Annotated in this window: 8 protein-coding genes, 1 tRNA gene, 2 rRNA genes and 1 riboswitch; of the genes, 5 read left to right on the top strand and 6 right to left on the bottom strand. The window is 52.0% G+C overall.

What is annotated here, in order from left to right; all coding sequences use genetic code 11:
- Positions 1–147: 147 nt before the first annotated feature.
- The 3 genes from galU to EHW56_RS14230 all read left to right on the top strand — a co-directional run bounded on the left by galU (position 148) and on the right by EHW56_RS14230 (position 5,644).
- Positions 148–1,011: a UTP--glucose-1-phosphate uridylyltransferase GalU gene (galU, locus tag EHW56_RS14220; RefSeq protein WP_077578646.1), complete on the top strand. Its 864-nt coding sequence runs from the start codon at positions 148–150 to the stop codon at positions 1,009–1,011.
- Positions 1,012–1,148: 137 nt separating this feature from the next.
- Positions 1,149–3,974: an excinuclease ABC subunit UvrA gene (uvrA, locus tag EHW56_RS14225; protein WP_152796959.1), complete on the top strand. Its 2,826-nt coding sequence runs from the start codon at positions 1,149–1,151 to the stop codon at positions 3,972–3,974.
- Positions 3,974–5,644, top strand: a complete 1,671-nt coding sequence (locus tag EHW56_RS14230) for a Wzy polymerase domain-containing protein (protein WP_077578644.1) — start codon at positions 3,974–3,976, stop codon at positions 5,642–5,644. The genes uvrA and EHW56_RS14230 overlap by 1 nt, the downstream gene beginning before the upstream one ends.
- Here EHW56_RS14230 and EHW56_RS14235 read toward each other — a convergent pair.
- On the bottom strand, positions 5,641–6,774 hold the full coding sequence (locus EHW56_RS14235; protein ID WP_077606026.1) for an alanine--glyoxylate aminotransferase family protein: 1,134 nt from the start codon (positions 6,772–6,774) through the stop codon (positions 5,641–5,643). The two genes, EHW56_RS14230 and EHW56_RS14235, sit on opposite strands and share 4 nt — an antisense overlap.
- Positions 6,775–7,037: 263 nt before the next feature.
- Positions 7,038–7,225, top strand: a riboswitch (Lysine riboswitch).
- Between the two features lie 97 nt (positions 7,226–7,322).
- Between EHW56_RS14235 and lysC the strand changes: the two genes are divergently transcribed.
- Positions 7,323–8,711, top strand: coding sequence for a lysine-sensitive aspartokinase 3 (lysC, locus tag EHW56_RS14240; RefSeq protein ID WP_152796961.1), 1,389 nt, complete (start codon positions 7,323–7,325; stop codon positions 8,709–8,711).
- 38 nt (positions 8,712–8,749) lie between these two features.
- On the opposite strand, the gene metH is transcribed toward lysC, so the two are convergent.
- The gene (gene metH / locus EHW56_RS14245) at positions 8,750–12,409 is read right to left on the bottom strand and encodes a methionine synthase (RefSeq protein ID WP_152800038.1); all 3,660 of its coding nucleotides are present in this window, start codon (positions 12,407–12,409) and stop codon (positions 8,750–8,752) included.
- A 183-nt stretch (positions 12,410–12,592) separates the two neighbouring features.
- On the opposite strand from metH, the gene EHW56_RS14250 reads away from it, so the two are divergent.
- On the top strand, positions 12,593–13,885 hold the full coding sequence (locus EHW56_RS14250; protein ID WP_152796965.1) for a sodium:proton antiporter: 1,293 nt from the start codon (positions 12,593–12,595) through the stop codon (positions 13,883–13,885).
- Between the two features lie 37 nt (positions 13,886–13,922).
- Here the strand turns inward: EHW56_RS14250 and metA are convergent, their stop codons facing one another.
- The 4 genes from metA to rrf (EHW56_RS14270) all read right to left on the bottom strand — a co-directional run bounded on the left by metA (position 13,923) and on the right by rrf (EHW56_RS14270) (position 15,567).
- Positions 13,923–14,870, bottom strand: a complete 948-nt coding sequence (gene metA, locus EHW56_RS14255; RefSeq protein WP_046073872.1) for a homoserine O-succinyltransferase — start codon at positions 14,868–14,870, stop codon at positions 13,923–13,925.
- 181 nt (positions 14,871–15,051) lie between these two features.
- Positions 15,052–15,167 (bottom strand): 5S ribosomal RNA (gene rrf, locus EHW56_RS14260).
- 7 nt (positions 15,168–15,174) lie between these two features.
- Positions 15,175–15,250 (bottom strand) — tRNA-Thr (locus EHW56_RS14265).
- A gap of 201 nt (positions 15,251–15,451) precedes the next feature.
- Positions 15,452–15,567 (bottom strand): 5S ribosomal RNA (gene rrf / locus EHW56_RS14270).
- Positions 15,568–15,704: the final 137 nt, after the last annotated feature.

Raw genomic sequence — 15,704 nt, forward strand, 5'->3', positions numbered from 1 at the left:
TGGCGCGCAGTACTTGCTTAGCCGCACTGAACCCAGCAAACTATTGACCCAGATAACATTGTTAGCAGCCGCTTGCTAACAACCCGCTTAGGGGTGTCGACCGCGTCATAAACCGCTCGCCACCCAACAAAAACGAAAGGATCTGAGATGATAAAAAAATGTCTGTTCCCAGCGGCTGGCTATGGCACCCGCTTTTTACCGGCAACCAAGTCAATGCCGAAAGAAATGATGCCAGTGGTCAACAAGCCTTTGATTGAATACGGCGTGGATGAAGCCTTGGAAGCGGGTATCAACGGCATGTGTATTGTCACCGGTCGTGGCAAGCATGCCATCATGGATCATTTTGATAAAAACTATGAGCTTGAGCATCAAATCAGTGGCACCAACAAAGAAGTGTTACTCGATGACATTCGCAATACCATAGAGAAAGCGTCATTCACTTACATTCGCCAACACGAAATGCGTGGACTCGGACATGCGATTTTAACCGGTCGCGATCTGGTCGGCGACGAAGCGTTTGCTGTCGTGCTCGCCGATGATCTTTGCATCCATCCTGACAATGGCGTTCTCAAGCAAATGGTCGCCCTATATAACCAGTTCCGTTGCTCGATTGTCGCGGTGGAAGAAGTCCCGGAAGATGAGACCCATAAATATGGTGTCATTGCCGGTCAAGAGATCAAAGATGACCTTTTCCGCGTAGACAACATGGTGGAAAAACCCGATCCCGGCGATGCGCCAAGCAATCTTGCTATTATTGGCCGCTATATTTTAACGCCAGATATCTTTGACCTGTTAGAAACGACCCCGCCAGGTAAAAACGGCGAAGTCCAGATCACCGATGCGCTGCTCAAACAAGCACAGTCAGGGTGTGTACTGGCGTATAAATTTAAAGGCGAGCGCTTTGACTGTGGCAGCGTAGAAGGCTTTATTGAAGCCACCAATCACTGCTACAAGCACCACTACCTTGGCGGAAGCAACAAAGACGAAGCGACGGTCAAAAACCGTCGATAACGTTAACCGCGTCGGATCGCGCGTTTTTCCCCTTCGAGTAAAGGCTGTGTAAATATACAGCCTTTTTATTTGGTCATGGTCATGTCTGTGCCATACTAGGCGACCAACCAGTGAGCTGACTGAGTAGTAGGATAATAATGGACAATATCGACGTCAGAGGCGCGCGCACGCACAACCTCAAAAACATCAACCTCACCATCCCTCGTGATAAACTGATTGTGATCACCGGCCTATCTGGCTCGGGAAAATCATCGCTGGCCTTCGACACCCTATACGCCGAAGGCCAGCGCCGTTACGTTGAATCCTTGTCAGCGTATGCGCGCCAGTTTCTCTCCTTAATGGAAAAACCCGATGTTGACCATATCGAGGGGCTGTCACCTGCGATCTCGATAGAGCAAAAGTCCACCTCGCATAACCCGCGCTCAACGGTCGGCACCATCACTGAAGTGTATGACTACTTACGCTTACTGTATGCGCGAGTGGGCGAGCCACGCTGTCCCACTCATGATGTGACCTTAGCGGCTCAGACCGTTAGTCAGATGGTCGATAAAGTGCTTGCGCTGCCGGAAGGAAGCAAGCTGATGCTGCTCGCGCCGATCATTAAAAACCGTAAAGGGGAGCATGTTAAGACCCTTGAAAACCTCGCTGCGCAAGGGTTTATCCGTGCCCGAATCAATGGCGAAGTGTGCGATCTATCCGATCCGCCGACACTCGAGCTGCAGAAAAAGCATACCATTGAGGTGGTGGTCGATCGCTTTAAAGTCCGTGACGATCAACAACAACGCTTGGCGGAATCTTTTGAGACCGCGCTCGAGCTAACAGGCGGCAGCGCGGTGATCAGTTGGATGGACGGTGAAGGGGAAGAGATCATTTTTTCCGCCAACTTTGCCTGCCCACACTGCGGTTACAGCATGCAAGAGCTTGAGCCGCGCCTGTTCTCCTTTAATAACCCAGCTGGTGCCTGTGGTACCTGCGACGGCTTGGGGGTGCAACAGTATTTTGATCCTAAGCGCGTTCTCCAAAATCCAGCCGTCAGCCTCGCGGGTGGGGCGATCCGCGGCTGGGATCGGCGTAACTTTTATTACTTCCAAATGCTACGCTCGCTGTCTGAGCATTATGGCTTTGATTTGGAAACGCCGTGGCAGGATCTGTCGGGCACCGTTCAGGACATTCTCTTGTACGGTTCCGGCCCGAAAGAGATCGAGTTCAAATACGTCAACGATCGGGGCGATATTCGCGTACGTAAGCATCCCTTTGAGGGGATCCTCAATAACATGGAGCGTCGCTATCGCGACACCGAATCGAATGCTGTGCGCGATGAGCTTGCCAAATATATCGCCACCAAACCTTGTGCCAGCTGCGGTGGCTCACGCTTACGCCAAGAAGCTCGTCACGTGTTTATCGACGGCCACAATCTACCCGAGATTTGTGAGCTGAGCATTCAACAGGCGCTGGACTTCTTTGAACAACTGACCTTGACCGGGCAACGCGCTAAGATTGCCGAAAAAGTGATGAAAGAGATCCATGACCGGCTACGGTTTTTAGTCAATGTGGGGCTTAACTACCTGAATTTATCGCGCAGTGCCGATACCCTCTCTGGCGGTGAAGCACAGCGTATTCGACTGGCCAGCCAAATTGGCGCGGGCTTGGTGGGGGTCATGTACGTACTGGATGAGCCCTCTATTGGTCTGCACCAGCGTGACAATGCCCGCTTGCTCGATACCTTGGAGCATCTGCGCGATCTGGGGAACACTGTCATGGTGGTCGAGCATGATGAAGATGCCATTCGCGCGGCCGACTACATCATTGATATTGGCCCGGGGGCCGGGGCACATGGTGGTCAAATTGTTGCCGAAGGCAGTTTAGAGGACATACTCGCCAGTGCGTCGTCACTGACAGGTCAGTATCTAAGTGGAAAGCAAGCGATCGAGGTCCCCGCAAAGCGTATTGAGCGCGACCCAAACAAAATGTTAACGCTGAAAGGGGCGACGGGCAACAACCTGAAAAACGTTGATCTCCACCTACCTGTAGGACTCCTTACTTGCGTGACGGGGGTGTCAGGCTCAGGCAAGTCAACGCTTATCAATGACACCTTTTTTAAAGTGGCCCACCAGCAATTAAACGGCGCGACCACCGCCGAACCCGCGCCTTACGAGTCGATTGATGGGTTGGGACATTTCGACAAGGTGATCGATATTGATCAAAGCCCCATTGGCCGTACCCCACGCTCAAACCCAGCCACTTATACGGGGATCTTTACCCCGATCCGTGAGCTGTTTGCCGGTACCCAAGAGGCACGGGCACGCGGATATAAAGTGGGCCGTTTTAGCTTTAACGTGCGCGGCGGTCGCTGCGAAGCGTGCCAAGGTGATGGCGTGATCAAAGTGGAAATGCATTTCTTGCCCGATGTGTATGTACCTTGTGATGTGTGTAAAGGTAAACGTTATAACCGGGAAACATTGGAAGTACGCTATAAAGGCAAAACCATCGATGAAGTCCTTGAGATGACCGTCGAGGACGCGCGTGAGTTTTTCGACGCCGTGCCCGCTATCAAGCGTAAACTGCAAACATTGATGGATGTCGGCCTGAGCTATATTCGCCTTGGCCAAGCGGCCACCACCTTATCGGGGGGTGAAGCACAGCGGGTCAAGTTAGCACGAGAGCTGTCTAAGCGTGACACGGGTAAAACGCTTTACATCCTCGATGAACCAACCACAGGACTTCATTTCCATGATATTCAGCAACTGCTTAATGTCCTGCACCGCTTGCGCGAACAGGGCAACACTATCGTGGTGATTGAGCATAATCTGGATGTGATAAAGACCGCGGACTGGATCATCGACTTAGGGCCAGAGGGCGGTAATGGCGGCGGTGAAATCATCGCGCAAGGTACACCGGAAGCGATCGTGGATGTGCTGGGTAGCCACACAGCCCACTTCCTCAAACCTATGTTGGAGCGATAATGACCTCAGCGCTGCCGCAGAGTCGCGTGATACGAAAGCCGCTAACAACCCCATTTCTACTAACGTTAGCGGCCTTGTGGTTGATCTGCTTACCACTGTACTCGGTGTCTCTCCCGCTGGTTGGCATACGCCACCCTGCAGCGGCGCTTTCCTTGTTAACGCTCGCGTTCACCTTGGGGTTTGCCTGCTTAGAAGTCGTGCGTCAGCATACTTGGCGGGCAAGCCGACTGACCTGGATGCTTGGTTTGGCAACGGGCCTGGCGATTATTCCTTATTACTACCCACACGCTGAGGCACTCAATAGCGGCTATGCCATGGCCGCCTTGATACTTAGCCTCGGTTTCTTCTCCAGCCTTCAACAGTTTGTTTTTAACCATTCGCAGCGGCAAAAGCTACTCGGGGTATTTTTACTCGCCTCTTGGCTAGCGGTACTGTCGGTGTTGGGCAATCAATCACCACCGGGCATGGCGCCTTTTATGTTTAACAACTGGGTGCCTCACTTGCCCCCTGCGGTCACGCATACACTGCTACTTACAGGTCTCACCTTAGCGGCGTATATTCTCGCCAGAGAGCCGAGTGGCCGCTACCGCCATCCCATCAGCCAAAGCTTATTGGCCGTCACCCCTTTGGTTTTTATTCCAGTGTTAGCGATGCAAGGCCAGCCCCTGCTGCTGCTCTTTGCCTTGTGTGCCATCGTGTTACAGCAAGCCTATTTGAGTCGCTTTGCCTCCAGGCGCCAGCACAAAGCTTGGCTTGTGGCAGTCTGTCTCGGCGCGATCCTGGCGATATTTGCCCTCAGTGGTCAAGATAGTTGGCAATGGCTAAGCGACGGCGAGCGACGTGCGTTGGGTTTAGCGTGGCAACAATGGCAGACCACGCCCTTTTTCGGCGTGGGCATGGGGAATGGTAAGCAGGCCTTGCTGTTGCTTTCTGCTTCACAACCCGGCCACCTTGGTCCAGTGAACCTGCCGAGTGCACTGCTGTTTTGGCTGTTGGAAGGAGGCTTATTGATTGGATTGGGCTATGTGTTGGTGATCATGGCGCTCGGCGTCAGGATCCTTCGTGCTCCCTCAGGGACACGGCGGATCTTAATTGCTTTAGTGCTACCTCCGCTCACTGGACTGATGATCTATCCGGTAAGCGGCACCCAGTGGTTCAATGGGGTATTGTTACTCCTTTGGCTATACTGGCTTGATAACCTCACCAGCAAATATCGCCGCTACCCGGTACTCACTCATGGTTACAGCCAACGTGTAGCCAGTCGCACCGTGATCACTGCCCTCGTCATCACGACACTCGTGTGCCTGTCATCCGTATATTTGGCCAATCGTTATTTGCGCGACTCTTTACTCAGCTCGCAACGCTTTGCCTTATACCAGCAACATCCATGGTGGCAGCAAAAGCTCGCCCACGCACAACAAAGCCGTCACTTTCAGGCTAATTTAGCAACTCTGTCTGACACTGAGCGCCAGCAACATCTTAACCAATTATTGCGCCAAGTCGCACAACGACCACGCTTTGCTGGCTATCAGCATGCCTATCAAGTGGCCCTACAAATCGGTGACCGTCAGCGAGCTCGCGATATCCAGCAAGAAGCGCGTTACTTGTATCCAAACGCGGCGAAGGTATGGACAATCCGCCATACCCTACCGGATCATTCAACGCCCTAGCGCAATGCCTCTTCAAGGGCTTTAAGGCACAGGGCAATGTTCTCATCCCTTGCGCCGTAGCCCATTAAGCCGATTCGCCAGGCTTTACCCGCCAAATCACCGAGGCCAGCGCCAATTTCCAAGTTATAGGTGTGAAGTAAATGCTGGCGCACGGCGGCATCATCCACGCCCTCAGGAATATAAACGGCGTTAAGCTGGGGCAAACGATAAGGTTCATCGACCACAAAGCCAATCCCTAAATTGTCCAATCCCGCTTTCAAACGCTGATGCATGGTATCGTGGCGTTGCCACGCGTTCTCAATCCCTTCGTGATACAGTTTGAGCAGGGCTTCATGTAGGGCATATAAACTATTCACGGGTGCCGTGTGGTGGTAGCTACGTTTGCCGTCGCCGCTCCAATACCCCAGCACCAAACTTTGATCGAGAAACCAGCTTTGCACCTTGTGAGTCCGCGCCTGCATTTTTTCTACTGCACGGGGCGAGAATGTCACTGGCGACAAGCCCGGTACACACGACAAACATTTTTGACTGCCTGAATAGACTGCATCTAATTGCCACTCGTCCACCTTCAACGGCACGCCACCGAGTGAGGTCACCGCATCGACAATAGTGAGGCAGCCGTGTTCACGTGCCAAGGTGGCAAGGGCCTGTGCATCAGAGCAAGCGCCTGTGGACGTCTCCGCGTGGACAAATGCGACTATGCTAGCCTCCGGGTGCGCCTTCAAGGCCGCTTCAACCTTTTCAGGATTAACCGGAGCGCCCCAGGCATCATCAACCATGACCGCATGTGCGCCACAACGCTCCACGTTTTCTCGCATCCGGTCGCCAAACACGCCATTGCGACAGACGATCACTGTGTCGCCAGGCTCCACCAAATTGACAAAACAGGCTTCCATCCCCGCACTCCCGGGGGCAGAGACCGCAATGGTAAACGGATTGTCGGTTTGAAAAGCGTACTGCAGTAGCTGCTTGACCTCATCCATCATGCCAATGAATAAGGGGTCAAGATGCCCCAATGTCGGCTTGCTCAATGATTGCAGCACCGACGGGTAAATGTCAGAGGGCCCTGGCCCCATCAATGTGCGAGCGACGGGTTGAAAAGACTGAATATCGGAAATTGCACGAGCCATCACGAATCCTTGTTGTTGGTACCGAGGCTCACCGTTATAGCATATTTTTTCGCCATCCCCCTAGCCTCTGGCACATGAACTGTGTGATCGCTAGCGGCGATTTATGTTTCTTTTCAGTGCCGATAGGGCGCAATGGCCTCCTTTCCCTCGGTGAAAGCGGGGGCTGGGCAGTGCTCCCCCATCAAGAGCAAAAACACGGTTGACACCCTGCGACCACACCCGTAATGTTAAAACTGTTCATGCGGTCACCAACCCATGACTGAACATGCAGAAGAGGTGCATTTCTCAGGCAGTTATCAGGCGGAGCCCCACTCCTAAGCGTGATAACCAGGGGAGACAATGCCGAGGTGGCGTAAAATCGGGGTCGATACGCTGCCGGCCTTGAAGGCTGAATCCTTCAGGCTGTCACTTGTCATCCATATGGACAGACAGGTGGAGCGCTTCTGGCAGAATGCCTGCCGTTTGCTCTTCCTACCTTGTCGCGGTATTTATCGCGGTCACGATGTGACTTCTGATGTTCCCCACTGACTTTTGAATATATTGAATCAATGAGCACGAGCTCAAAAGGGGAAAAGGACGTGAACCCGTTACCATCAATTTCAGTCGCTAAGTTTGGCGGCACCAGTGTCGGGACGCTAGAGGCGATGCAGAAAAGCGCCGCGGTTATCGAGCAAAACCCGCAAACCCGTTTAATCGTGATCAGTGCGTGCGCCGGAGTGACCAATCATTTAGTCGCGCTCGCAAAAGGGATCAGCGACCCTGACGTGCGCCAAGCCAAGTTGGACGCCATTAATGCCACTCACCAAGCAATATTGCAGCAACTTCCTGATTGCCAAAACACGCAAGCAGCCGTCGAGCACTGGCATCTCGCCATTGCCGAGTATGCCGAAAAAGCGGCCATCATTCCTGACACAGCGCTAACGGATGCGTTAGTTGCCTGCGGCGAGCTGATCTCAACCCATATTTTCACCCATTTGCTCAACAGCCGAGGTATAACCGCTTTGAGAGTAGATGCGCGTGAATTGCTGCGCACCGACAGCCAGTTTGGCTGTGCCCAGCCTGACCCACAACAGACGCGAACACAGTGCCACGACCAATTGCTTCCGCATTTAGCCACACATCGAGTGGTCACCCAAGGGTTTATCGGCGCGGATGCCCACGGACAAACCACCACCTTAGGCCGTGGTGGTAGCGACTACAGTGCAGCACTGTTCGCCGAAGCCGTGGACGCAGAGAGTTTGGCCATTTGGACCGATGTGCCCGGGATTTATACCACCGACCCGCGGATTGCCGAACAAGCGCGCCCAATCAGTGAGATTAGTTTTAGCGAAGCCTCAGAAATGGCCACGTTTGGTGCCAAAATCCTGCACCCGTCCACCTTGCTGCCTGCAGTACGCCAACATATACCAGTGTTTGTCGGGGCCGCGAGAGCGCCTGAGCAAGGCGGCACCTGGATCCGCGAGCACGCGCACTCGGCACCGCTGTTTCGTGCCGTCGCCTTACGACGAAACCAAACCATGGTGACACTAACCAGCTTAAACATGTTCCATGCATATGGTTTTTTGGCCAAAGTATTTGAGGTTTTGGCACGATTTGAAATCTCGGTGGACTTGATCACCACCTCGGAGGTCAGTGTCGCTTTAACCCTTGATCAAACCAACACTCAGGGCGACGCGCCGCAGCTGCCACAAGCGGCTATCGCCGAGCTGACCCAGTTATGTCATGTCGAGATCTGCGAGAACCTGGCGGTGGTAGCGCTGATTGGCAATGATATGAATCATACTGCTGGCGCGACAGCACCGGTGTTCAGTGCCTTAGCACAACATAAACTACGCATGATTTGCTACGGTGCCAGCAACCACAATGTATGTGTTGTGGTTGAAGATGACGATGCCACCCAGGTGGTGCAGCGGTTACACGCGGACTTATTTGAATAATAAAAAAGCCAGCACAGCCAATGTGCTGGCTTCTTTCGTTAGCCGTTTAAGTTCGGCCCGAGCCATTTCTCCGCTTCTTCGCTGCTCCACCCTTTGCGTGCTGCGTAGCTGTCTCGCTGATCGTTTTGGATCTTCGCCACCGCAAAGTAACGTGACTCAGGGTGGGAAAAATACCAACCTGAGACCGACGCCCCCGGCCACATGGCATAGCTTTCGGTAAGTGTCATCCCCGTATGTGCTTCTACCGACAGCAATTGCCAAATTTTGCCTTTCTCACTGTGTTCAGGACAGGCGGCATAACCCGGCGCTGGCCGGATCCCTTGGTATTGCTCGCGGATCAGCGCATCGTTATCGAGCGTCTCATCGGGCGCATAGCCCCACAAGGTAATCCGAATTTGCTGATGGAGGTACTCTGCAAAGGCTTCTGCGAGTCTATCGGCGACCGCCTGGATCATGATCGCGTTATAATCATCCCCTTTCGCTTTGTATTCTTCCGCCAAGGCATATTCGCCAATACCACCTGTCACCGCAAATGCACCAATCCAATCCGGCTGGCCACTGCTTTTTGGCGCAATAAAGTCCGACAAGCAATAGTTGGCACCACGTGGCTTTTTCGTTTGCTGACGCAAGTGGTTCAGTACGGTGAGCGTCGCTTGGCGAGACCCATCATCATAGACTTCAATATCATCCTCAACGCTGTTGGCAGGAAAAAGGCCACACACTCCCTTCGCGGCGACCAAGCCTTCTGCCTCGAAACGATCGATCCAAGCATTGGCGTCTTTATACAAACGGCGCGCTTCCTCACCCACTAGTTCGTGATCCAAAATCGCCGGGAATTTGCCACTGAGTGACCACGTCATAAAGAAGGGTGTCCAGTCGATATACTGACGTAAGGTCGCTATCGAGACATCATCGTAAACATGCACGCCCGGCTTCAACGGCTGCGGAGGAGCATAGTTTGCCCAGTCCGTTTGCCACTTATTGTCCCGCGCCTGCTCAAGGGTGACGGGAGCGGTTCGAGGCGTTTTGCGTTGATGTTGCTCACGCACCGCCGCATAGTCTTTGGTTAAACGGGCCACAAAATCCGGCCGCTGAGTCTGTGACAGCAACGATGAGCACACCCCCACGGCACGTGACGCGTTGGGCACATAGACCACGGGCGCATGGTAATGCTGTTCAATCTTCACCGCGGTATGGGCTTTGGACGTGGTCGCGCCGCCAATAAGCAAAGGAATATCAAACCCTTGGCGCTCCATCTCTTTCGCCACGTTCACCATCTCATCTAACGATGGGGTAATCAGGCCTGATAAACCAATAATATCGACGTTTTCCTCACGCGCCACCGACAGGATCTTATCGGTCGGCACCATCACGCCGAGATCAATAATCTCGAAGTTATTACATTGCAGCACCACGCCAACAATGTTTTTGCCAATGTCATGCACATCCCCTTTAACCGTGGCGAGCAAGATCTTGCCATTGGTCTGTCCTTGCTGCTTTTCAGCATTGATGTAGGGCTCAAGGTAAGCCACCGCCTGCTTCATCACCCGTGCCGACTTCACCACTTGTGGCAGGAACATCTTGCCTTCACCAAACAAGTCCCCGACCACGTTCATGCCTGCCATCAGCGGGCCTTCAATCACTTCTAGAGGTTTACTTGCCGCGGCGCGAGCCAGCTCGGTATCTTCAACAATAAACTCTGTAATGCCTTTGACCAGTGCATGTTCCAACCGCTTTTCCACCGGCCAACTGCGCCACTCCGCAGTTTCCGCGACCTCGTTCTCCCCACTATCGCGATAGCTGTCGGCGATCTCCAATAAACGCTCCGTGGCGCCATCATCTTTGTTGAGCACCACATCTTCTACTGCCAAGCGCAAAGACTCGGCTAAATCATCATAGATGGCTAACTGACCGGCGTTGACGATCCCCATATCCATGCCATTTTTGATGCAGTGATACAAAAACACCGCATGAATGGCCTCGCGGACTGGGTTGTTACCTCGAAACGAAAACGACACATTGGAGACACCGCCCGAGATCATGGCATGCGGCAGGGTTTGTTTAATGTCGGCCACGGCGTTGATGAAATCGACTGCGTAGTTATTGTGCTCATCAATGCCGGTGGCAACCGCAAAAATGTTGGGATCGAAGATAATATCTTCCGGCGGAAAGCCGACTTGCTCGACCAGAAGATGATAAGCGCGCGTACAGATTTCCACTTTCCGCGCTTGGGTATCGGCTTGACCTTGTTCGTCAAACGCCATCACGATCACCGCCGCGCCATAGCGACGGACTAAACGTGCTTGGTGCAGAAAATCCTCTTCTCCTTCTTTGAGCGAAATAGAATTGACGATGCCTTTCCCTTGAATGCACTTGAGGCCAGCTTCAATCACTTCCCATTTGGAGGAGTCAATCATCACAGGCACGCGGGCAATATCCGGCTCGGCCGCGCATAAATTGAGGAATCGCACCATGGCCTTTTCGGCATCCAACATGCCTTCATCCATATTGATATCGATGATTTGGGCGCCGTTTTCCACTTGCTGCAATGCCACTTCCAGCGCTTCGTCGTATTGCTCTTTAACGATTAAGCGTTTAAAGCGTGCTGAGCCAGTCACATTGGTGCGCTCACCCACGTTAACGAACAAGCTATCGGCATTAATGGTCAGGGGCTCGAGCCCAGACAAGCGACAGGCTACAGGGTGGTCAGGCAGAGAGCGTGGCGCATGTTTTTTCACCGCGTCACTAATCGCTTGAATATGCTCAGGCGTGGTGCCACAACAACCACCGACCAAATTGATAAAGCCAGATGCCGCCCACTCATCAATGTGTGTCGCCATCTCTTCGGGAGAAAGGTCATACTCACCAAACGCGTTGGGCAACCCCGCATTGGGGTGGACGGAGACAAAGCCCTCACAAATGTCGCTCAGCTCTTTGACATACTGGCGCAATTCAGCCGGCCCCAGTGCGCAGTTTAAGCCAAACGACAGTGGCTCAACATGGCGCAGCGAGTGATAAAAGGCGGCGGTCGTTTGTCCGGATAAGGTGCGTCCAGACGCATCAGTGATGGTGCCGGAGATCATAATGGGTAAGCGAACCCCACGGGCATCAAAGACCTTTTCAACCGCAAACGCACAGGCTTTGGCATTCAAGGTATCAAAAATGGTCTCCAACATGATGATATCAACCCCACCCTCAATGAGCGCTTCGGTGGACTCGGCATACACGTCGACTAACTGATCAAAGCTGACATTGCGAAACCCAGGGTCATTCACATCTGGTGAGATTGAGCACGTTCGATTGGTCGGCCCCAACACACCCGCGACAAAACGGGGTTTATCCGGCGTTTTAGCCGTCCAAGCATCAGCGACCTCACGCGCAAGCCGGGCTGCCGCTACGTTGATTTCCGCACTCAGCGCCTGCATGTCGTAATCGGCCATCGCAATTTGGGTGGCGTTAAAGGTGTTAGTTTCAATAATGTCCGCGCCCGCGGCCAGGTAATCACTGTGTAGCGAAGCGATCTTATCAGGCTGAGTCAGCACCAAAAGATCATTGTTGCCTTTCACATCACAGTGCCAATCTTTAAAACGTTGGCCACGATAATCGGCCTCATTGAGCCCTAACCCCTGAATCATGGTGCCCATGCCACCATCGATCACTAGAATACGGTCGCGCAGTTGCTGTGTCAGTCGGTCCATACTATTACGCTTATCATCTTCCTCGTTGCAGTCATTTCATCCTACCACAGCGAAAATGGAAATCTAGACGTCTATAAATAACAATTTATTTTGATCTATTTCAATTCAGCTGTTCGTTTTGACAACGATTTCTATTAATATTTTGACACATTTTTTCATTCCCTCGTTGTACTAGGAAGCGGCATGTCAACTTACGCAATCCTCAGCTTTATGGCTGCTGCAGCCATCTTTATCGCTTTTATTAATAGTAAAATCAGTCGAGTACAAACCACCATCGCCATCACCGCCAGCTCGCTCCTACTGTCTTTGTTGATAGTGGTCGCCGGTCAATACCAAGCCATTCCACTCAAAACCATGGCCGAGCAAATACTGACAGATATCCACTTCGATACCTTTTTGCTCAAAGGCGTCCTCGGCTTTTTGCTCTTCGCGGGGGGAATTGGTGTCAAGCTTCCCTCTTTCTCCGACCAAAAGTGGGAGATCACGACCCTGGTGATCGGCGGGCTATTGGTCTCTGTGTTTTTAATCGGCACCGGTATCTGGGGCGTGTTTCAGCTGATCGGTATTCCTTTCGATTATCTCTACTGCCTGCTATTTGGCGCGCTGATCTCGCCGACCGATCCCATTGCTGTTCTCGCCATTGTGAAAAAACTGCAAGCACCGATGCGGATAACGACACAAATAGAGGGAGAGTCGCTATTTAATGATGGCGTGGGTATCGTGATCTTTGTGACTCTTTTTACCCTGGCCTTTGGCGACAACAACCCGACGGTGGGCGGTACCATTGCCTTGTTTTTACAAGAAGCCGTTGGCGGGATTTTATATGGCCTGGTGCTTGGCTATCTTTTCCATCGCTTGATTTGTGCCACCAACGATCACTCGATGGAATTGCTATTAACGCTGGCTATCCCCAGCGCTGGCTATGTCCTGGCCGATATGCTGCATGTCTCTGGCCCGCTGGCAATGGTGGTTGCCGGGATTATGATTGGCAACTGGACCCGCTTTATTGGCTTTTCCAAAGAAAGTGAAGATCACCTCGACCACTTCTGGGAACTGGTCGATCAATTTCTTAACAGCCTACTCTTTCTCCTCATCGGGGTTAGCTTGCTGCAAATCAGTTTCCATAAAGAAGACTGGATCATTATGGCGGCGGTGGTGCCTATTGTGCTTCTCGCCCGGTTTATCAGCGTGAAAGTGTGTTACCTCGGCTTTAAGCGCTTTCGAACCTATAACCCTTGGGCAGTACGTATATTAAGCTGGGGAGGCTTACGCGGAGGGCTTGCGTTGGCCATGGCAATGGCCGTGCCCGCTGGCATCATGGTGGTGCCGGAAAAAAATATCGATGTTCGCGAGCTGATCCTCATCATGACCTATGCGGTGGTGGTGTTCTCCATTTTGGTGCAAGGCTCAACCATGACAGGCATGGTTGATAAAGCAAACGCAGCACAAGACGAAATGGATAAACATCAAACCTAACCGAGTCCCTAACCCAAAAGCGCCCGCGGGCGCTTTTTTATTCATCAAGGGTAAAGTTAGACGCGGAAAAGGCATCCAAGTCGAAGGGCGTTTGCTGGTAAACACAATAGTTTAGCCAGTTGGCAAACAGTAAATGCCCATGGCTGCGCCAACTCACATACGGTGGCTGCGAAGGATCGTCATCTGGGTAATAGTTAAGGGGGACCGCGGGCTCCATGCCTTCTTCTAAATCCCGATGGTATTCATGATGCAGGGTATGAGAATCATACTCAGGATGACCGGTGACAAACACATTGCGCTTATCTTTCGTCGCCGCCAGATAGGTACCCGCTTCATTGGACGTGGCTAAAATATCGAGGTCGGTATGTTCGGCCAGATAACTCGGAGAAAAATCCGCATAGCGTGAGTGGGGCGCTAAGAAGCTATCATCAAAGCCGCGTAATAGCGGGTGTTTGCATAACTCAGCATTAATGTGGTGACGGTAAACCCCTGACAACTTCTCTTTGCGGGTTTTCTTGGGTAAATCATACAGCAACTTTAACCCTGCTTGCGCGGCCCAACAAATATATAAGGTTGAGGTAACGTGCTTATGCGCCCAATTCATCACATCTTGAAGGTGCTCCCAATATATCACGTCCTCAAACTGCACCAGTCCTAACGGTGCCCCCGTCACGATCAGACCATCAAAGTTGCGCGTTCGTACAGTCTCAAATTGACGATAGAAGGTATCAAGATGCTCGGTTGGCGTATTTTTGCTTGGTCGATTATCTATCCGCAGTAACTCCACATCCACTTGCAAGGGACTGTTAGAAAGCAGACGCATAAATTGCGTTTCGGTCTCGATTTTTTTCGGCATCAGGTTAAGTAGCAGCACCTTCAGCGGGCGAATGTTTTGACTCACCGCACGGGTTTCTGTCATCACGAAAATATTTTCGCGCCGCAGGATATTGGTCGCGGGGAGTTGATCCGGGATTTTAATCGGCATCACTGCCTCCTAGGGATGTTTAGACGTCCAGATATCTAATAACATAACGCAGCCACTGACCGAGCTCAAGCAATAATCAATCATTGCACAAGTGTTGTTTAAGCATAGGAAAAGACAGGATCAATGAGGAGAGGCAAAAACGAAAAAAGCCCCCCGCAAATGCGGAGGGCTTATAAATAACTCTTGGCAGTGACCTACTCTCACATGGGGAGACCCCACACTACCATCGGCGCAGCAACGTTTCACTTCTGAGTTCGGCATGGGTTCAGGTGGTGCCGTTACGCTATGGCCGCCAAGAAAATTCTGGTGCTGATAGGCAGATTTGAACTGCCGACCTCACCCTTACCAAGGGTGCGCTCTACCAACTGAGCTATATCAGCGAAAACGCTTCATCAAAGTCTTACTTTTTATCTGCTTTGATAATTAAATCACTTCTAATTAAAGTCTTACACTAAGCTGCTTTAATTAGGTTATCTTGTTTGATGCGATGAGAATTTTGAATCGAGACGCGCAGTGTATGCCAATACATGAGCATCGCAGCTATCAAAAATCGCAAGCAATAGGCGCAATTTATAATCAAAGCCTGGCGATGTCCTACTCTCACATGGGGAGACCCCACACTACCATCGGCGCTGCTTCGTTTCACTACTGAGTTCGGCATGGAATCAGGTGGGTCCAAAGCGCTATGGTCGCCAAGCAAATTCGGTAATCTAGAAAGCTGTTCGTTCTCACCACAATCAACTGGCTTATTTTAAGTCCAACCCAAAACCTCTTGGGTGTTGTATGGTTAAGCCTCACGGGCAATTAGTACAGGTTAGCTCAACGCCTCACAGC

The organism is Salinivibrio sp. VGrn1 (genome assembly GCF_009377995.1).
Lineage (GTDB): Bacteria > Pseudomonadota > Gammaproteobacteria > Enterobacterales > Vibrionaceae > Salinivibrio > Salinivibrio siamensis.